Genomic DNA, 21531 nt, shown 5'->3' on the forward strand with positions numbered 1-21531 from the left:
AATGAAAAAAACTCTAATACTTTTACCTCTTTTGGCTGCTAATATAGCAATGGCCCAGCAAAAGAAAACCATCACCGGGAAAATAGAAGACGGAAATACGTCTCAGGTTATCACCGGTGCATCTATAAAAATCGAGACCCAATCGGTCTCTACAAAAACAGAGTTGGAAGGAATTATCGAAAGTGTATCAGTGGGTACAGTAACCGATAAAGACGGAAAATTTATATTGGAAATCCCTGCTGATACAAAAACGGTATTGGTAAGTTATCCGGGTTATGAGTCCAGAGTCATTCAGCTGAATGAAGGACAGACCAACTATACCATCAGACTGACTTCTGAGATTTCGGATAAAAATAAAATCCAGGAAGTTATTATCACAGGGTATCAGAAAATTGAAAAGCGTAAGCAGACCTCAGCGGTTTCTACCGTGAAAATGGACAACATCAGCCAGGCTGGTGTTGCCAGTGTAGACCAGATGCTGGCAGGGCAGATTGCCGGTGTGGCAGTAACTCCTGAAACGGGAGCTCCGGGAAGTCCGGCGAAGATCAGAATCAGAGGGACAGCTTCCCTTTCCGGTCCCCAGGATCCGCTATGGGTCATTGACGGTCTTCCGTTAGAAGGAAATGATGTTCCGAATTTTACGGATAAAGACAATATTGATCAGCTCCAGAACTTCTCTATCGCAGGCTTAAACCCTAACGATATTGAAGATATTACCATCCTTAAAGATGCAGCGGCAACAGCTATTTATGGAGCAAGAGCAGCCAACGGAGTTATCTCTATCACCACCAAAAAAGGAAAGAAAGGAAGTCTGAAACTGAACTTCTCAGCAGACACTTTCGTTACCTCTCGTCCTGATTTTGATAAATTAAATCTTTTAAATGCTTCCGAAAAAGTAGACCTCGAACTGATGCTTGCCAAGCGCGCAGATCTTACGTACCGTGCCGATAAAGGAGAAGTAATGAGAATCCTGACTCAGAATAACCAGCTTGATGCTTTCAGAAACGGAGGGTTTGATGCTTTGAACTCATTCACACGCCAACAAATTAACGGTTTAAGAAATAACAATACAGACTGGGGCAAACTGTTATACAGAAATGCCATCAACAAACAATACGGATTAAGTGTTTCAGGAGGAAGTGATCGCGCAGATTACTATTTCTCCCTGGGATATTATGATGAAGAAGGAACAACTATCGGTACAGGTTTTAAGCGTTATAACCTTACTTTAAAAAACAATTATAAACTAAGCGATAAGTTAAATGCAGGAATCTCTATTTTCGGAACGCAGAGCGAACGTACATCTTTTGTAACAGATGCTGATGCTTCAATCAACCCCGTGAATTATTCAAGAAATGCCAATCCTTACATGAAGCCATTCAATGCGGATGGAAGCTACAATTATGATAGAGATATGGATGGTTTTGAAGATCGTTATATTCCTTTCAACTTCCTTGAAGAAAGAGAGAATACCAACTATTCACTGAAAAATAACTCTTTGAAAGCAATTTTAGATTTAGAATATAAAGCTTCAAAAAGTTTAAGATTTACTTCTCAGTTGGGACTTCAGTATGATGCTAATAAAACAGAGAAATTTGCAGCGGAGAATACCTATTTTACCAGAAAAATGAAAGAAAATACCCGTTACTACAAAGACGGTAAATACAATTACTTTCTGCCGGCTGGTGCGGTAAAACAAAACTGGGATAATGATTTCTTCCAGTACAACTGGAAATTACAGGCGACATATAGCACGAAGATCAATAAGCATGAAATTGATTTGATGGCAGGAACAGAAATCCGTAAAACAGAGGATAATACAACCATCACGAGAGCTTTCGGGTACGATCCTGCGACAAGAAGAGCCACAGCAATCGTTTTCCCGAATTCAAGTTTTGCAGCTGATAAAAGATATGAAACCTACCGTGAAGCAGCTCCTATAGAGAATGCCTATGCATCTATGTTTGCTACAGCTTCTTATACGTATGATCAGAAATATACATTCTTTGGAAGTGTGAGATATGACGGTACTAACTTGTTTGGAGTTAACAAAAAGTATAAATACCTTCCGATATGGGCCGTTTCAGGATCATGGCTGGTAACGAAGGAAGACTTTATGAAAAATATTTCTGCTGTATCTAACCTTAGATTGAGAGCATCTTACGGTCTTCAGGGAAATATCGACAGAAACACCTCACCATTCTTTATCGGTGAATATAATGATGCCACCATTCTTCCTGGAGGAAAAGAATCCATTATCAATGTTCTCAGCCCTCCGAACGATAAACTGAGATGGGAAAAAACAACCAATACCAACTTAGGTCTTGATTTGGGATTGTTCAATAATCGTGTAAGCCTTACCGCTGATGTCTACAGCAGAAAAGGTACGGATATGATCAGTATGAAAGAAACTCCTTTGGAAACAGGATTCGAATATACGATGATGAACTGGGGAAGCCTCACAAACAAAGGTTTTGAACTGGCGATATCTACCAGAAATATCAATCATGATAATTTCAAATGGACGACTACCATTAACTTTGCACACAACAAGAGCAGAGTATTGAGTGAGCAGCCGCGTGATAATGCATTGCTTCCATCAAGAGAAGGACTTCCGGTAAATGCTGTCTTTGCTTTGAAAACTGCAGGAATGGATGAACAGGGAAACCCATTATTCTGGAAAGGAGATCAGAAGATTTCAGCAGCAGAATTCTTTAAGTTATATGATGTGTATGCAGATTTCCTGCCAGGGCAGCTTGTTGATACCAAACTTTCAAATGCTGAGCTGAGAAGCCTGTTTACTTATGTAGGAGACAGAGATCCGAAATTTACCGGAGGGATTATCAACACCTTTAAAGTAAGTAATTTTGACCTTACCATCTCTGCAACATTCAACCTGAAGCAGACAGTAATGAGAACGCCTTCTTACCGGGGTATGGAGTTAGACAGAGGAAGAAACTACACAAGAGATATTTATGAAGCTGGAGGTTCGCTTCCGGGAATTACAAGTCCTGATATGGAAGCTAATCCGGACGGATGGATGGCCAATAAATGGTTTACAGGAAACCGTTCCAATGCCTACAGCTTACTGGATGTATGGGCAAAAGAGATCAGCTATATCAGAATCAGCAGCATCCGTTTAGGGTATACACTTCCTAAAGAATTTACAAATCCGATGGGGATCACAAGTTTGAGACTGAGTGTTGAAGGGCGTAACCTGTTTGTATTCAGCAACGGATACAAAGGATATTTCGATCCGGAAACGTATGGTAATATTTATGCACAGCCTATCACCAAGTCGGTGACCGTAGGATTTAATGTTTCTTTTTAAAACTTGAGAAAAATGAGAAAAATTACAGCAATCATAGCTCTTGCAGCAATCAGCTTTATCAATATCGGATGTGACAGGTTTCTGGATATTCAGCCTGAGGGAAAAGTTATTCCTACCACAGTTGAAGATTACAGAAAAGTACTTACATCTGCCTATTCAAAATATCCTGTTCATAAATCTCTGGTAGCCCTTCGTACCGATGAGGTGAATATTGATGATAATTCAACGGATTTTATTTCCTATCGTGAAATTGCGATGTGGAAAGACGCTAATAATGATCAGGCATCTACAGAATTTCCATGGGTAAGCTTTTATTCCGTGAACTTTTATCTGAATCAGATTATCAATGAAGGAAGTAAAACCATGCAGGATTCTCCTGAAAAGAATCAGATTTTAGCAGAGGCGTATGCTCTTCGTGCTTACCTGTATTTTGATATGGTGAATTTATATGGAAAACCGTACAATAGTGCTACAGCTTCTACCGACAGAGGTGTTCCGATCAGTCTTGAAATCGATCTTGAGCAGGTATTAAAACCATCTTCAGTACAGGAGGTGTACAATCAGGTTCATGCAGATCTTAAAAAAGCAGAAGATCTGATGGTAGAACAGAAACAAGCAACAGGGTTGAACTACAGATTTTCAAAAGTTGCATTGCTGGCTTTTGAAGCAAGGGCAGCCCTATATGAAAGAGACTGGAATAAGGCTTTAAACTATGTAGATCAGGTATTGGCAGTAAAAGGAGATCTGAGCAATTTAAATACGGTAAACACACCACCTAACCATTATGCTTCCCCGGAATCGATCATGGCTTTGGATAATACATGGGATAATTCTATAAAAAACTTGTCTTTTGCATCTCCGGAATTGATTTCTTCATACAATACTACGGCAGATAAAAGGTTTGGCATGTATTTTGAAAAAAATGGTAGTAAGTATAAAGTCACCAAAGGAGGAAGTTTAGAATTCAAAGTGTCTTTCAGAACAGCAGAGCAGTATTTTATAAAATCTGAAGCATTGTTAAAATTGAACAAGCTTGCAGAGGCTAAAGAAACACTTCTGAAAGTAATGAAAAACAGATATACTCCGGATGGATATACTTCAGTACAAAATGCGGTGAACTCAATGGATTCTACAGCATTTATGAACTTTATCCTGGATGAGAGATTCAGAGAATTTGCTCTGGAAGGCCAAAGATGGTTCGACTTAAGAAGAGCAAATCAGAAAAAAATAAGCCACACCATTAGTGGTAACGAGTATATTCTTCAGCAGAATGATCCGCGATATACCATTGAATATCCAATGAGTGCGAAGAAGAATAACCCTAATTTATAGAACTTCATATCAAATTCAATACAGAGGAAACCGCTTGAACTTAATTGTTTCAGCGGTTTTTTTGTACTTTTGCATCGTTATGAAAATTGCCATTATAGAAGATGAACTGCTGGCTGTGAATTATCTGAAAAATCTTTTGGATACACAGAGCATAGTCCCTGTTACAGAGACGGTTATTCTTCGTTCCAAAAAACAGGCAATTGAGTTCTTTGAGAAAGATTCTGCTGATCTTATTTTTATGGATATTCATCTTGGAGATGGAATGAGCCTTGAAATTTTTGAACAGATAGAGCTTTTTAGCCCAATTATTTTCATTACCGCATTTGACGAATATGCCATGAGGGTTTTCAGGCATTTCACCATTGATTACCTTCTGAAGCCTTTCGAGGAAGAAGATTTGCATAAAGCTTTACAGAAATTTATTTCCATAAGAAATAATTTTGATCCTGAACCGGTTCTTAAATCTATGTCCTCACTACGACAGGCAGAAGATGAGGTGATGAAACGTTTCATGGTAAGAGAAGGAAATAAACTCAAATCAATAGACGAGCATAACACTGCCTACTTTTTTGCCTCCGGGAAGTACCTTTTCCTGACTACTAAAGACCATCAGACCTATATTTATGATGATACCATTAAAGATATTATTCAGAAGCTGAACCCTGAAATTTTCTTTAAGATCAACAGGAAATTTATCATTAATAAAGATGCGGTTTCCGAAATTATCAAGCATTCCAGCCAGAAAGTAGAGCTTAGACTTTCACCGGAACCGGAAGTGAATACTGAAATTTTTATCAGTAAAATGCAAATCGCTGAATGTTTAAGCTGGTTGAATAAGTAATTTTATTTTTCAGTTACAGAAATAATCTATCATTTTATTAAAGATTTTATCTTGAAGCCAAAAATTCCTCGAAAGATTCTTTTTTCATCATTTAATCTTTTTCTGAGCAATCATTTTCAAATGTGAAAATTATTAACCAAAATAATAAAAAAATCTACTACACCGATACTACATGATTTGTTTTTGTTTTCAATATGTTGTTATTCAGTAATTTGTATAACATGTATTAATTGAATATAATACACTTATTAATGAATTAATAATGATTTTGTAGTAAAATTTTTATTTGCAGCTTCCGCTCTTGTTTTTAAAATTTCACCCACTGTGAACAACCCATAACTTTAAATTAAACCTTATCACATCTTATTATTTTACAAAATTCTGTGATTTTCTAGTCATAAAGAATTGGAACAAATTCATTGTTATCATCATACTTATTTATTTTCATAATATTAAGTGATTGTAAATCAATTGTATATTGTTGTAGTGTATCTTTGTAGTACCTGTTCTTTTTGTTTTTTATTGAAAATATATAAGTTTTGTATAAGGTTTCATCTTATGAATTTGTAGTAATTTTTGTATGAAACTTAAAGTTTGCTTAGAAAATCCCCGAATGTAGATTATAATTTTCAAGATACTTATCCAAAATTTATTAAAGAAAATGAATACAAATCACCACCATCCTACACTTATCATTTTAGCAGCCGGAATGGGCAGCAGATATGGAGGTCTTAAACAGTTAGATATATTTACTCCACAGGGAGATACCATTATAGATTTTTCTTTATATGATGCATTGCAGGCTGGTTTTAAGAAGTTTGTTTTCATTATTCGTGAAAGTTTTGAAAATGAGTTTAAGTCATTAATAGAAAAAAAAATAAAAGGAAAAGCCGAAATAGAGTACGTGTATCAGGAGATTGATCGTGTCCCTCAGGAATATCTAAATGCAGAACGTACCAAACCCTGGGGAACAGGACATGCCTTACTGCTTACCAAAGATGTGGTACACGAAAACTTCGCCATTATTAATGCTGATGATTTTTATGGGAGAGATGCCTTTATGGTGATGTATGATTTTCTAAAAAAAACAGATATCAACTCTTATCATTTTAGTATGATAGGCTATTTACTGAAGAATACGGTTTCGGACCATGGCTATGTTTCCCGGGGTGTATGTGAGGTAGATTGTAATGGAAACTTATTAAATGTAACAGAAAGAACATATATAGAGAAAAGTGAAAACGGGCTAAGGTACAAAGAAGAAGATGAGAGTTTTACAACAATTGAAGAGGAGGTAACAGTATCTATGAATTTTTGGGGTTTCACACCCAGGTGTTTTGAATTTGGCAATGATTCTTTTAAGCGTTTTTTAGAGAAAAACAAAGGGAATTTGAAAGCAGAATACTATTTACCCACTTTGGTTGCCGACAGTATAGCATCCGGAAAAGTTAACGTAAAATTACTGAAATCTAATGACAGGTGGTTTGGAGTTACCTATTCTGAAGATAAAGAAATTGTACAAAAAAGGATTTCAGAACTAAGAATGAAGAAGCTGTATCCTGAGAATTTATGGGAATAAGCTGGCATTACAATTTTAATGTAAGCATTCAACAGCAGATTCTCACAGGTTTCAACAATTAGGTATAAATTTAATTTAGCACTTCCCAAAAACCAAATTAATATGTTAAAAAGCACAATAGATTCCTCTACAGGATTCGAAAAAAGATTTGAAAAGATAGAAACAGTTATTTTCACGGATTCGCTTTCAGCTTCAAAATCTGTAGCAAAAGAAATTTCTGATCTTATACGCGTCAAGCAGTCCCAGAAACAACCTTGTATTTTAGGGCTGGCTACAGGGTCTTCTCCCAAGAGCTTATACGCAGAATTGGTACGAATGCACAGAGAAGAAGGTCTGAGCTTCAAAAACGTAATTACTTTCAACCTTGACGAATATTATCCTATGGAACCAGATTCCGTACATAGTTATGTTCGTTTTATGAAAGAGTTATTGTTTGATAAAGTAGATATTCTTTCTGAAAATTATCACATTCCTGACGGAACATTATCCAAAGAAGAAATAGCAGATTATTGTACAGAATACGAACTTAAAATAGAAGCCTTAGGCGGGATAGATTTGCAGGTTCTGGGTATTGGTGGTAATGGTCATATCGGATTTAATGAATCGGGTTCCCTGCAAAATTCCAAAACCCGTCTTGTAGCTTTAGATCATATCACAAGAGTAGCAGCAAGCAATGAGTTTTTAGGACTGTCGAATACTCCCAGAACAGCTATTACATTGGGAGTGAAGAAAATAATGGAAGCGAAAAGAGTAATACTCCTGGCGTGGGGGAATCTAAATCAAATATTATAAAAGAGTCTGTAGAAGGCCCTGTTACCAATCTAGTACCAGCCTCTTATCTGCAGGAACACAAAAATGCCACTTTTGTGTTAGATCAGGCAGCTGCTCATAAGCTTACCCGAATTAATACTCCATGGCTGGTAGAAAAAATAGAATGGACTGATGCATTAATCCGAAAAGCAGTTTTGGGGTTAGCCCAAAAAATAAAAAAACCAATATTGATGCTTACCGATTCGGATTATATAGAAAACGGAATGAGCGATCTGTTGGCAGATAAAGGGCCAGCCTACAATATCAATATTCAAATTTTCAATAAATTACAACACACCATAACGGGATGGCCGGGAGGTAAACCAGGAGCAGATGATAGTAATAGACCAGAAAGGAAAACTCCGGCCAAGAAAAGAGTTCTTATATTCAGTCCGCATCCGGATGATGATATTATTAGTATGGGCGGAACTTTCATAAGGCTACACCAGCAGGGGCATGAGGTTCACGTTGCTTATCAAACTTCCGGAAATATAGCCGTAGCAGATTCTGAAGCATTGCGGTTTGCCAATTTTGTTTGTGACTACAACGAAATGTTTGGTATAGAAAATAATGCGGCACAAAAGATTTTTGACAAAGCAACCAAATTTTTACAAAATAAAAAAATAGTGATATAGACATTCCTGAGGTAAGGCATATCAAGGGCTTAATAAGGAAAGGAGAAGCAAAATCCACTTGCTATTATGTGGGAATACCAGACAGTCAGATTCATTTTTTAGAAATGCCTTTCTATGAGACAGGCAGAATAGAAAAAAAACCATTAAGTACAGAAGATACAAAAATTGTAACAGATATAATAGACAAAGTAAAACCACATCAGATATACGCAGCTGGTGACTTAGCAGATCCTCATGGAACACACAAAGTATGTTTAGATGCTGTTTTTGAATCTGTTAAGAATTTAAAATCGAAGGAATACATGAAAGATTGTTGGCTATGGCTATACAGAGGAGCATGGAAAGAATGGTCTATAGAAGAAATAGAAATGGCAGTTCCCCTAAGCCCGGACCAGATTTTGGAGAAACGCTATGGAATTTTCAAGCATCAATCTCAAAAAGATGGAGTCGTATTCCAGGGAACGGATATGAGAGAATTCTGGCAAAGAGCAGAAGAAAGAAACAGAGAAACAGCTGAAACCTATCATAAAATGGGGCTTGCTACTTATGCTGCCATGGAAGCTTTTGTAAGGTGGAGATTCTAAAAAATTAAAATTCAATAAACAGGGTAAACAAAAATACAAGCTCTGGTAAAGGCCGTAAATGATGTAGAACAAATTTTAAAGGTTAATTAAAGGGCATTATGCCTATATTTTAAGAATATATTGCAGAAATTTTAAAGATTTTGCAAAGTATTTGGGTAGTTGTACTCGAAATTCTTTGCACTTTATTCCATGCTTTGATAAGAAGTAATTCTTCACTAATGCAAAATCTTATTAATCTAATTTAGGTACACCTTATTGTACATCTTTTTGTACATCTTTTTGAATTAATTAATGATGGTTTGGGAAGCCTTTCTAAACTTATTCACAATTCTTTTTCTTTCAATGCAAAAAAAGTTGTAAAGCCAAAGATGTTGAAGGTATCTTTCAATATTTTTTGGCTTATTATTCATTATTAAAAAAACACAAAACAGAAGCGGGTAAAACATACTTTTTGCGTGAAAAATGTTGCTATGGAACGGTAAAAAGGTTACCTGAAACATTTTGAAAATGAACTCTAAACTTGCTTACTGAAGATTTTTTTAACCTTTAAAAAACTAACCTTAATATTTAATTGTTGATCCATTGGAATAAAGTTAAAGCGCTGATATATTAAATGTTATCGTCTTATTAAAAGTAAGAATTAAGTCTGTCAACCATCATCAATTTACAGTAGGCATTTTAATAAGGCATATTCTAATCTTTTTCAAACTGGTGGTAAAGGGATAAAAACTGGTGGTTACCAGTATGCAGGTGTGAAGTAAAAATATACATTTGATTAACAAATAGTTAATGTTTTAGTAATAGCCAGTTCCCTCTCAGGCAAAGGAAAAAATAAGAAAAAGAGATTAGTAAGAAAGCAACTACTCTTAGGTAAAATAATATCCAATAAATAAAATTAATAAAAGCATGAAGAAAAAAAAGATTATTTTGAGTGCAGTTCTAATGTCCTCTATACCATTTGTGTATGCACAGGAAACTAAAAACAAACCTTCGGACACCCTCATGAAGAAAGTAAAAAATGTGGAAGAAATTGTTTTAGTAGGATACGGAAAACAGAAAAAAGGAACTGTTTCCGGATCTATAGCTTCTGTTGACAAAAGGATACTACAGGATCGCCCAACAACAAGTTTAACAGCCAGTATACAAGGTGCTTTACCCGGAGTTACAATTAAATCTTCTTTAGGAGATGTAGGTTCTGTTCCAAACTTAAATGTAAGGGGAAGGAGTGTTGCTGGTAATTCCCCACTTTATATAATAGATGGAATTCTCTCAAGTGCTGCAGACTTTTCCAGACTAAGTCCCGCTGATGTAGAAAATATAAGCATATTAAAAGATGCTTCAGCAGCTATCTATGGTACAAGAGCTGGCTACGGGGTAGTTCTTGTCGAGACCAAAAAAGGGGGTGGAGGTAAGATGAATATAAGTTATAATATGTATAATGCCTACCAGACTCCCACTTATTTACCTAAATATGCAGATGCTGTTGGATATATGAAACTAAAAAATGAAGCCTATTACAATGCTAATAATAATGTTGGTCATTTTTCTCAGTACAAGCAAGAGCAAATAGATCTTACTGCTGCAGGTACAGATCCAGACAGATACCCTAACACAGATTGGTATAAAGAAACTTACAGAAAAATGGCCAATGTGCTTAATAATGAGATTAATGTATCGGGTGGAGATAAAACTCGTTATTTTGCAAGCTTAGGATATTTGAAACAGGAGTCTCTATCTCCTACAAAAGGAATGGATAGATATTCTTTCAGAACAAACACCTCGTCTAAATTAAGTGATAAACTTACAGTAAACTCTAATATATCATTTATCAAACAAATGATCAATGATAAGGGAGATGATATTAATACTACAGAATTGGCAAGAATAACTCCTACTATGGCAGTAAGACAGTCCAATGGATGGTGGGGATCTATCAATGCTGGTAAAGTCGATAATACATTTGCAAATACCAACCCCGTGAGAAATAACATAGAAGGCGGAGATTCTAAGTCAAATGATCAAAAATTTATGGGGGCATTATCTGCAAACTATGTTCCTCTAAAGGGATTAAATATAGATGCCCAAGTCAGTTACTCAAACTGGAACTATCGTTTAGGGGAATTTACAAATACACTAAACCCTGTATACAATTTTTTAACTCAAGCTCCTATTAGTGCAACTGCGAGAGCAGTTAATAACTATAAAGAAAAATGGGAATCTGATGAATTACTCAATACTCAGGTCCTGGTAAGTTATGAAAAAAATATATCATCACATTATTTTAAAGTGTTGGGAGGGGCTTCTTATGAGGATTATACCTATAGAAAAATAGAAGGTAAAAAATCCAATATACCAAAAGATGGATTACATTCTTTAAGTGCTCTTAGTACCCTTGATGGAACCTTAGATGAATTGAAATCTAATACTCAGCAATATGCTTTCCAGTCTGCTTTCGCCCGTATCAATTATAATTATCAGGAAAAATATTTTTTAGAGGGTATTATAAGGGCAGATGCATCTTCACGTTTTGCTAAAGAAAACAGATGGGGCTATTTTCCGGCAGTTATGGCTTCCTGGAGGTTAGATAAAGAAAATTTTATTAAAAACCTGAATTTTATTAATATCCTGAAATTGAGAGGTTCTTATGGCAGCGCCGGATCTATCAATACTATTGGCTATTATGACAGCCAGACCTATATGAACAATGGTTCTTCAGTTCTGGGAAATGCTATAGTAGGGATAGTGGTACCAGGTAGACTTGGTTTTTCTGATATAGGTTGGGAAAAAATTGTTACCAAAAATATAGGTCTGGATGGATCTTTATTCAGCAATACTTTCACTTTCTCAGTAGATTTTTATAACCGTCTTACAAAAGGCGCATTAATGAGCAATCAGTTACAATATGAGACAGGTGTAGCAGGAAACGAAGCGCCTCCAATTAATGCGGGTGACGTCCAGAATAAAGGGATAGAAGTTACTTTGGGTTACAATAAAAATTTTGAAAATGGGGACTTTTACATCAATGCTAATTTTGCTAAAAATCAGAATAATATTCTCTCACTTGTCAATAGCAAACCTCTATACAATGATTATTGGATAACACAAGTAGGAGGCTCAATTGGTGATTTCTACGGATATAAAACTGCAGGTCTCTTAACCCAGGAAGATATTAATAATAATTATCCCAGATTATACAGTTCCTCTCAGCCTGGCGATATCAAGTATGTAGATATCAATGGAGATGGAGTTGTTAATGAAAATGATAGAACGGTAATAGGAAATGATGTTCCCAGTTTCACGTATGGTTTAAGTATAGGAGGCAGATATAAAAATTTTGATCTCAGCGTAGTAGGGCAAGGGGTAGCGAATGTTCAGGTATATCTGGATAAAGAATCCTCTCAGGCATTTTTCAATGGTGCAGGGGTAAAGCAATATGTTTTAGATAACAGATGGACTCCTGAAAATCCAGATCCTAATGCTTTGTACCATAGAGTATTGCCGGCTGGGGGTGGAACTCAGAATATAGGTGTCACTTCAGATTTTTGGCTTTTTGATGCAAGTTACTTCAGAATCAAGTCTGTTACTTTAGGATATTCCCTTCCTCAGGAAGTAGTTAGCCGCATAGGATTGAAAAAATTCAGAATATATGCAAACTTAGAAAATTACTTTACGCTGAGAGGAGACAAAAGGGTGAAAGATTTTGATCCTGAAATGGCTAGTGCTCGTGCCACATATCCGAATTTAAAAACCGTATCGTTTGGTATCAATGCAACCTTTTAACTTAAAATGAAAAAAATAAAAATGAAAAAAATAAAAATTATACTGCTATCAATTACTCTGACTATAGCTACTGGTTCTTGTAATTTGGATAGGTTTCCGGAAGACAAAATATCACAAGAAACCTTTTGGAAAACTGAAAAAGATGCTACCATGGCACTCAACGGTATTTATGCATACATGTCTTCCGCGGCTTATAGCAGTTTGTATAATGATAGTTATACCGATAACTCATATGCTCAATATCCTTGGGAAACAACTGCAGTAGATGCTTCTGCAGGAGACATACTCCCTTCTACAGATTTCGGGTATGATTTTACAACAATCAGAAGAGTAAATACATTTTTAGAAAATATTGATAAAATCCCAATGGACAAAGATCTTGCTAAAAGATATATTGCAGAAGCAAGATTTATAAAAGCTTTTAATTATTTTGATTTATCTCAGCGCTTCGGAGCACTTCCATTAGTGCAGAAATCAGGCGAATTAGATGGCGCCTCTCTTACACCTGTTTCTGAAGCTGAAATTGATGATTTTGTAACCAGTGAATTAAATGCTATTGAAAATGATTTACCAGCTATCTATACCTCCAGTCAAGATAAGGGTAGAATAACAAAAGGAGCCGTATTAGCATTTAAGGCAAGGGTCTATTTATACACAGGAAAATATAAAGAAGCCTATGAAGCTGCTCAACTGGTAATGAATTCCGGAATTTACGGGCTTTTCAATACATCTTCAGTAGACACAAGTACAGACTACGATAGCTTTGTTACTTTTACTTCTACTACGGATAAAGATAATTTTTACAAAGGTTTAAGTAATTATCAGGCATTATTCTGGGCTAAAAATGAAGGCAGTATAGAATCAATTTTAGAAGCTCAATATGTACCAGATTCAAAAGGAACATATAGCAACTACATGACCCTTCTTCTACTGCCCAATGAAGAGAGTGGATGGAGCTCTATCACCCCAACAATTGATTTAGTGAATGCATATTGGAAAAAAGATGGAACAGCATTTACACCTCCTTCTAATGATACAAGAGCATTAAACTATAACAATGGAAATCCAAATGGCTCCTACCTGGACGAATTCAAAAACAGAGACACCCGTTTATATGCAAGTATTATGCACCCAAATGGTCCTTGGTCCTATCTAAAAGGCTTTGGAACGAACCATCTGTTCACATGGGGTAAAGGAGGAAACAATACATCAAAAATTGGTTATAACTATAAAAAAATGGCAGACTATAACTCATTAGATGAAAACTTGAATGCAAGTAATAATTTTATGCTGATTCGCTATGCAGAGGTATTGCTTACTTATGCTGAAGCAAAAAATGAATTTTATGGGCCAGATGCCTCCATTTATGATGCATTAGATAAAATCAGAAGTAGAGTAGGCATGACAGGAGTTAGCAGAACTCAGACAAAGGAGACCTTGAGGAATATTATTAGAAATGAAAGAAGAATAGAGCTCGCTAATGAAGGACAAAGATTCTATGATATCAGGAGATGGAAAATTGCTCCCAATGTAATGAAAACAGTCTACGATATCACAAATACACAGGTTGCAACAAGAGTCTGGAATGATAAATTTTACAGATTCCCTTATCCTCAGACTGCAGTGGATTTAAATCCAAAATTAAAAGAAGCCCAGGCAGCAAAAGGGTACTGATTTTTGAAAGTTTTAATATTACAAAAGATTATAGTTATTTTATCTGAAATATTTATCATATTTTCTTAGGGTAGTATAAAATGTAAATTAATAGATAAAGTCAACATACATGAATACAGTTTTAAATCCAAAAATTCAAAAGATTTTACTCCTGAGTTCTTTTCTTTTCTTCTCCATTGGAAAAACCAAGGCTCAAAATATTGAGAATGTTTCTAAGAAAGGAGAAACTTCTGTAGAAGTTTTGCTTTCCGGCAACAAAAAAATGGTAATAGATTTTTATGGAGAAAATATTTTCAGATTATTTTTAGATCCCAAAGGTGGAGAAATAAGAAATCCGGAAGCGGTGCCTCCTGCTCAGATTTTGGCAGATCAGCCCAGAAAAAAAATAAAAGGAATTGCTATTAATAATCTATCACAGACTGTTTCTGTCTCCACCAATAAAATTAAAATAGAAATTGAAAAGGCTACTTCTCTATTTAAAGTATTTGACTTGAACCTTCACAAAGAGATCTTTTCTTTTATAGCTCCTATTGAATTTAACTCTAAAGAAGTAGTACTGACTTTATCTCAGGGAAAAGATGAATATTTCTATGGAGGCGGTGTGCAGAATGGGAGATTCTCCCATAAAGGAAATACTATTTTTATTGTAAATCAAAATAACTGGACTGACGGTGGCGTAGCATCTCCCAATCCTTATTACTGGTCCACAAATGGATATGGTTTTATGTGGCATACCTTCAAAAAAGGATATTATGATTTTGGTAAACAAAATAAAAATGAAGTGAAACTGGCTCATGAGACTAATTATCTGGACGTTTTCTTTATGGTAGATGATCAGCCTAAATCTTTGTTGAATGATTTTTACCAGCTTACAGGAAACCCTGTACTTTTGCCTAAGTTCGGTTTTTATGAAGGACATCTTAATGCCTACAACAGAGATTATTGGAAGGAAGACGATAAAGGAATACCATTTGAAGACAGAAAAAGATATAAAGAGAGCCAAAAAGACAATGGAGGAGTTAAAGAATCGTTAAATGGTGAAAAAAACAATTATCAGTTTTCAGCCAGAGCAGTTATAGACCGTTATAAAAATGCAGATATGCCATTAGGATGGATATTGCCCAATGATGGGTATGGAGCTGGATATGGACAAACAGAAACTTTGGAAGGCAACGTCGCCAATTTAAAATCATTTGGAGCATATGCCAGAAAAAATGGCGTAGAAATAGGATTGTGGACACAGTCAGATTTGCATCCAAAAGAAGGAGTAGCTGCTCTTTTGCAGAGAGATATTATAAAAGAAGTGGGGGATGCAGGCGTAAGAGTTTTAAAAACGGATGTCGCCTGGGTAGGTCCTGGCTACTCATTCGGGCTGAATGGTATTTCAGATGTAGCTCAAATAATGCCGCGCTATGGTAATGGAAGTCGCCCTTTTATTATTTCGCTGGACGGATGGGCGGGTTCACAACGATATGCAGGTATCTGGACTGGCGACCAAACTGGCGGAGAGTGGGAATACATCAGATTTCATATTCCTACGTACATAGGTTCAGGCTTGTCTGGCCAGCCTAATATTACTTCGGATATGGATGGTATTTTTGGTGGGCAAAATCCGGTTATCAATACCAGAGATTTCCAATGGAAAACCTTCACTCCCATGCAGCTTAATATGGATGGCTGGGGAGCCAATGAAAAGTATCCTCACGCCTTGGGTGAACCAGTTACTTCTATCAACAGAAATTATTTAAAATTAAAGTCGAGCTTACTTCCTTATACTTATAGTGTGGCTAAGGAAGCTGTAGATGGATTGCCAATCATCAGAGCAATGTTTTTACAACAGGCTAATGATTATACCCTCGGAAAATCTACTCAGTACCAGTATCTGTATGGTCCCTATTTTTTAGTGGCTCCCATATATCAAGCTACAAAAATGGATAAAGAAGGGAATGATATCAGAAATAATATTTACCTCCCAAAAGGAAATTGGATTGATTACTTCACAGGACAAACGTATGAAGGAGGAATTATTTTAAATCATTTCGATGCACCCATTTGGAAGCTTCCTCTATTTGTGAAGCCAGGTGCTATTATTCCGATGGTAAATGCTAATAATAATGTTAGTCAAATCAATAAAAAATTAAGAATTTATGAAGTGTATCCCTCAGAAAAATCCAGTTTTACAGAATATGATGATGATGGCGTAACCGAAAATTATAAGAAAAACGAATCTGTAAGCACTCTTATAGAAAGTAATGTAGTTAAAAATACTGCGACAATAAGCATTTCTCCTGCTCAAGGTAATTTTAATGGTTTTGAAAAAGAAAAAATAACAGAATTTAGAATTAATGTTACTAAAAAACCGTCCGGTGTAAAACTTTCTATTGGAGGAAAAAATATAAAACTGAAAACAGTAAATACGTTAGATGAATTCAATAGTTCGACAAATGTATATTTTTACAATAGTCAACCGGAATTCAATAATTTCTCTACAAAAGATTCTGAATTTTCAAAGTTTTCAATTACCAGAAATCCACAACTTTGGGTAAAATCAGAAATCACCGATATCAGCAAAAACAAAGTAGAGCTTGTCATTAAAGATTACCAATTTACCAATTCCAATCAATTGAAAAATAATTCCGGGGCATTGGCAGAAACTTTAAAACCAGTCACTTCCGAAAATACAAACACTGCCTATTCAATACTGCCATCGTGGAATAAAATACCTAATGCTGATTATTACGAAATACTATATAATAATATGGTATACAGTAATATAAAAGATAGTTCTTTCTTGTTTGAAGGATTAGCTCCTGAAACAAAATATGATTTCAAAGTAAGAGCTGTAAATAAAACCAATACTTCTGCTTGGGTTTCTTTTTCATCCCAAACCAATAAAAATCCTTACGAATTTGCGATTAAAGGGATAAAAGCAACTGCTACAATTCCAAGTCAGGAAGGAGAAGGGATAGAAAATCTTTTTGATCAGGATGTGAGTACAGGCTGGCATTCAGATTATGAAAAGAGCAAGGTTCCTTTTGAAATGATTTTAGATTTAGGATCTGTGAATACAATAAGTAAATTGGAATACATCCCTAGGAGCAGCGGTTACAACGGAATATGGATGAAAGGTAAAATTTCACATAGTGCTAATAAAAAAGATTGGACAGAACTTGGCTCTTTTATCTGGGATAGAAATAACAAAACCAAATCTTTAGATTTTGCCACACATCCTACTACACGATTCATTAAAATTGAAGTCAGCAATGCCTTCAGAAACTTTAGTTCTGGAAATGAGCTATACGTTTTTAAAGTACCAGGTTCTGTAAGTTTGCTTCCTGGTGATATCAATAATGATCAGAAAATTGATAGGAATGACTTTACTTCATATATGAATTATACAGGTTTGAGAAAAGGAGATTCTGACTTTGAGGGATATATCAGTAATGGTGATATTAATAAGAACGGTTTCATTGATGCATTTGATATTTCTAACGTCGCTACAAAAATTGATGGAGGGACAAATGATGAAGAGTTGAAACCACTGCAAGGTAACATTACAGTCTCTGTCTCAAAACAGCAATATGCTAAGAATGATATTGTAGAAGTAGTGGTAAAAGGTAATAATCTGCAATCTGTAAATGCACTGAGTTTTGCCATTCCATATAACCAGCAGGAACTTGAATATATAGGTATTACACCATTACATATTAAACAAATGGAAAACCTCACTTATGATCGATTGCATACCAATAAAGAGAAAGTATTATATCCTACACTCATTAATACAGGGCAAAAACAACCTTTAGAAGGCACAACAGATTTATTCATTCTTAAATTTAAAGCCAAGCGAAACGGATCATTTAATATAAAAGCTGTTAACGGATTACTGGTGGATAAAACACTGAATTCTATTGACTTTTAATGACGAAGTTTAAAGCTAAAATAAAGGCTCGGATTTTATAATCTGAGCCTTTGTTCAAAATAATTATAGAGAATTTCTTATGATTAAATTAGAAGCATTTTCAATTCTTCCTTCTTTGGAATTAAGAACCATTTCCGCCAAAATCTTTCCCATTTGCCAAAAATCCGTAGAAATTGTAGTAATGCCATTTTCTACAATACCTTTAAGAGGCGTTTCGTTGTAGGAGATAATTCCAAAATCCTTTCTGATCTTTAGCCTCTGCTTTTTAGATTGCTTAATGACGTTGACCAAATGCTTATCATCTACAATAATAAATACATCTCCATTCAGGATTTCTCTATCAGTAAAATTACAGATAATCTCATGCTTCATTTTATACTGCTCACAAAAACTGGTAAATCCTTTTACCATACCTACAGGCTCTTTTTGCCCGGGAAAAATAAGAATTAATCTTTGATAGGCTTCAAGCTTAGTTTTTGCTTTTAATAACCCATTGTGCATATCTTTTGCAAAATTCTGATGTACTGATGAATATTCCCTTAAAAATATATTAGTTTGATCCAATATATATACGTCTTTCTTAGGAAGCATCTTAATAACGGGAGCTGTATCATTCATATTCCCGGGCATAATGATATATTTTGTGTAGCTTCCATTGTTTTCTTCTATTAATTTCTTGAAGACATCAATATTGAAATAATGGAAAAATACATGTACATTCGCTCTTTGCTGTATCTCTTCCAAAAAGGAATAATAAAGATTTTCCTTAAAAGCATTCAGTTCATCAAACAGTAAAAAAATGCGCTCTTCAAAATTCCAATCAGTACTTTTTATATAGTATCCTTTGCCCAAAATAGCATTTACTATTCCTTTCTTTTTCAGTATCTCGTAGGCATAAAGAACAGTGTCTCTGGAAATACCGAATTCCATACACACTTTATTGATGGAAGGTAATTTGTCATTTTTTTTTAGTAGTTGTTGGGCAAGAGCTTGTTCAATGGAATTTATAATCTGTTGGTATTTAGGAATAACTGAATCGGGGATTATTTTAATAAGCTTCATAACATTGCCAATTTTTTAAACTAGTAGTAAATATACAAAAACCGGTAGGAACAAGTATGGTTGTGCTTTTCAAATTTATACATTTGATAATAGAAGGTTTTCTTTTGTGTGATTTTAGTGTGAAAGATTCAGAATTATTCTAAATGATCTATTAAGAGTGCTAAACTATTAAATACTTTATAGTACTTGAAAGTGCTGGAAAGTATAGAAATCTATGATAAACTTACTATAAAAATTTTTAAGCGTGGGAAAACTATCGACACTTGATTTTGTTATATTTCTAATGTATTTTTTTGTTGTAACAGTATATGGCCTATGGATATACAATCGGAAAAAATCAAAAACTACAGGAAGTAAAGATTATTTCCTTGCAGAGGGCTCATTGACATGGTGGGCAATTGGAGCGAGTTTGATTGCATCTAATATTTCAGCAGAACAATTTATTGGGATGAGTGGAGAAGGTTTTTTCACGGGAGTAGCTGTTGCTGCTTATGAATGGCTGGCTGCCATTGCACTGATAATTATTGCAGTATGGTTTATTCCTATTTACCTCAAAAATAAGATTTATACAATGCCTCAGTTTTTGGAAACACGATATAATAAGGCTGTTTCTCTTATTATGGCTGTTTTTTGGCTATTTTTATATGTAATTGTTAATCTTACTTCCATTCTTTATTTAGGAGCTGTAGCTATTGATTCATTGCTCGGTGGAGGGCATCTGCATATCATTATGGTTGCACTTTTACTAATGGCTTTGGTTATTGGATTGGGTGGAATGAAAGTCATTGGCTACACGGATGTTATTCAGGTGGCTGTTCTTATTATTGGTGGCTTTGCTACAGTTTATATGGCATTACAGGTTGTGGATCAAAGAATTAATGGTGCTGCTGTTGGAAATGCTTTAATGGGTTTAAATACCCTTTTGAAAGAAGCTCCGGGACATTTCAAACTCATTCTTGATAAACCACAAATTACCGCCACTACTTTATCAATGTCAGAAAATTTAGCGGTACGGAAATATATAGTTTTGCCGGGTTTAGCAATGTATCTTGCTGGACAATGGATTGTACAACTTAATTATTGGGGATGTAACCAATACATTACCCAAAGAGCATTAGGAGCAGATCTAAAAACAGCAAGAACGGGAATTTTATTTGCAGGATTTTTGAAACTTTTTATGCCTCTAATTGTTGTGCTTCCTGGTATTGCAGCTTATGTACTTTATACAAAAGGTCATTTGTCCAATTTTAATGGGGTGAAAGACAGTGCTTATTCTGCAATCCTGGGGCTGCTTCCATCCGGACTTAAAGGTCTTGCAGTGGCTGCTTTAACAGCTGCAATAGTAGCATCACTTGCCGGAAAAGTAAACAGTATATCCACCATTTTTACTTTAGATATTTATAAAAAATATTTAAAAACCAATACATCTGAATCGCAAATGGTAAGAACAGGACGTTTGACAATTATAGTGGCGATGCTTATTGCTTTGGTATTTACATGGACGGATATTTTGGGAATCGGTGGTGAAGGTGGTTTTACATTTATACAAAAATATACCGGTTTTATTAGTCCGGGTGTATTTGCTATGTTTATTTTAGGAATGTTTTGGAAAAGAACTACTGGAACTGCTGCTATAGTTGGAGTTATGCTCGGTTTTTTATTATCTATATTCTTTAACAGTTTTGCAGTTGAACTATTTGGAAAAGAAACATGGATGTATACAGCATTCACTTATGAAAAGTTGGAAAATGGCATGGTAAAATCCATTACAGAGATTCCTTTCCTGATCAATATGGGTTGGTCATTTTTCATTACTGTAGTGGTAATGGTACTCTTAAGTGTCTTTGGCCCAAAAATAAATCCAAAAGCTTTTGTTACAGACAAAAATATGTTCAATGTGGACAATAGAACATTATTCCTGATCGTCATTATTGTATTAATTCTCACTGCTATTTATGTTCGTTTTTGGTAACAGGAATAA

Annotated in this window: 9 protein-coding genes and 1 pseudogene; 9 read left to right on the top strand and 1 reads right to left on the bottom strand. The window is 35.2% G+C overall.

The features are described from left to right. Position 1: 1 nt before the first annotated feature. The 8 genes and pseudogenes from KBP46_RS21015 to KBP46_RS21050 all read left to right on the top strand — a co-directional run bounded on the left by KBP46_RS21015 (position 2) and on the right by KBP46_RS21050 (position 18488). The gene (locus KBP46_RS21015; RefSeq protein WP_216444091.1) at positions 2-3331 is read left to right on the top strand and encodes a SusC/RagA family TonB-linked outer membrane protein; all 3330 of its coding nucleotides are present in this window, start codon (positions 2-4) and stop codon (positions 3329-3331) included. Positions 3332-3343: 12 nt separating this feature from the next. Continuing rightward, a complete protein-coding gene (locus KBP46_RS21020; RefSeq protein ID WP_216444092.1) occupies positions 3344-4663 on the top strand; it encodes a RagB/SusD family nutrient uptake outer membrane protein in 1320 nt (439 codons plus the stop codon). Between the two features lie 79 nt (positions 4664-4742). Next, positions 4743-5504, top strand: coding sequence for a LytTR family DNA-binding domain-containing protein (locus KBP46_RS21025; RefSeq protein ID WP_216444093.1), 762 nt, complete (start codon positions 4743-4745; stop codon positions 5502-5504). Between the two features lie 661 nt (positions 5505-6165). Beyond that, complete coding sequence (locus tag KBP46_RS21030; protein WP_216444094.1) at positions 6166-7083, top strand: sugar phosphate nucleotidyltransferase; 918 nt, start codon at positions 6166-6168, stop codon at positions 7081-7083. Between the two features lie 102 nt (positions 7084-7185). Next, positions 7186-9112 (top strand): annotated as a pseudogene (gene nagB, locus KBP46_RS21035) (glucosamine-6-phosphate deaminase). A gap of 906 nt (positions 9113-10018) precedes the next feature. Next, positions 10019-12892, top strand: a complete 2874-nt coding sequence (locus KBP46_RS21040; RefSeq protein ID WP_216444095.1) for a TonB-dependent receptor — start codon at positions 10019-10021, stop codon at positions 12890-12892. A gap of 21 nt (positions 12893-12913) precedes the next feature. Further along, complete coding sequence (locus tag KBP46_RS21045) at positions 12914-14566, top strand: RagB/SusD family nutrient uptake outer membrane protein (protein WP_216444096.1); 1653 nt, start codon at positions 12914-12916, stop codon at positions 14564-14566. A gap of 109 nt (positions 14567-14675) precedes the next feature. Then, the gene (locus KBP46_RS21050) at positions 14676-18488 is read left to right on the top strand and encodes a TIM-barrel domain-containing protein (RefSeq protein ID WP_216444097.1); all 3813 of its coding nucleotides are present in this window, start codon (positions 14676-14678) and stop codon (positions 18486-18488) included. Positions 18489-18551: 63 nt separating this feature from the next. Here the strand turns inward: KBP46_RS21050 and KBP46_RS21055 are convergent, their stop codons facing one another. Then, positions 18552-19550 carry a GntR family transcriptional regulator gene (locus tag KBP46_RS21055; protein ID WP_123279389.1) on the bottom strand — a complete coding sequence of 333 codons (999 nt, stop codon included), beginning with the start codon at positions 19548-19550 and terminating at the stop codon, positions 18552-18554. A gap of 244 nt (positions 19551-19794) precedes the next feature. Between KBP46_RS21055 and KBP46_RS21060 the strand changes: the two genes are divergently transcribed. Continuing rightward, on the top strand, positions 19795-21522 hold the full coding sequence (locus KBP46_RS21060; RefSeq protein ID WP_216444098.1) for a sodium/solute symporter: 1728 nt from the start codon (positions 19795-19797) through the stop codon (positions 21520-21522). The last annotated feature ends 9 nt before the right edge of the window (positions 21523-21531 follow it).

The organism is Chryseobacterium sp. PCH239, assembly GCF_018924625.1.
GTDB lineage: Bacteria > Bacteroidota > Bacteroidia > Flavobacteriales > Weeksellaceae > Chryseobacterium > Chryseobacterium cucumeris.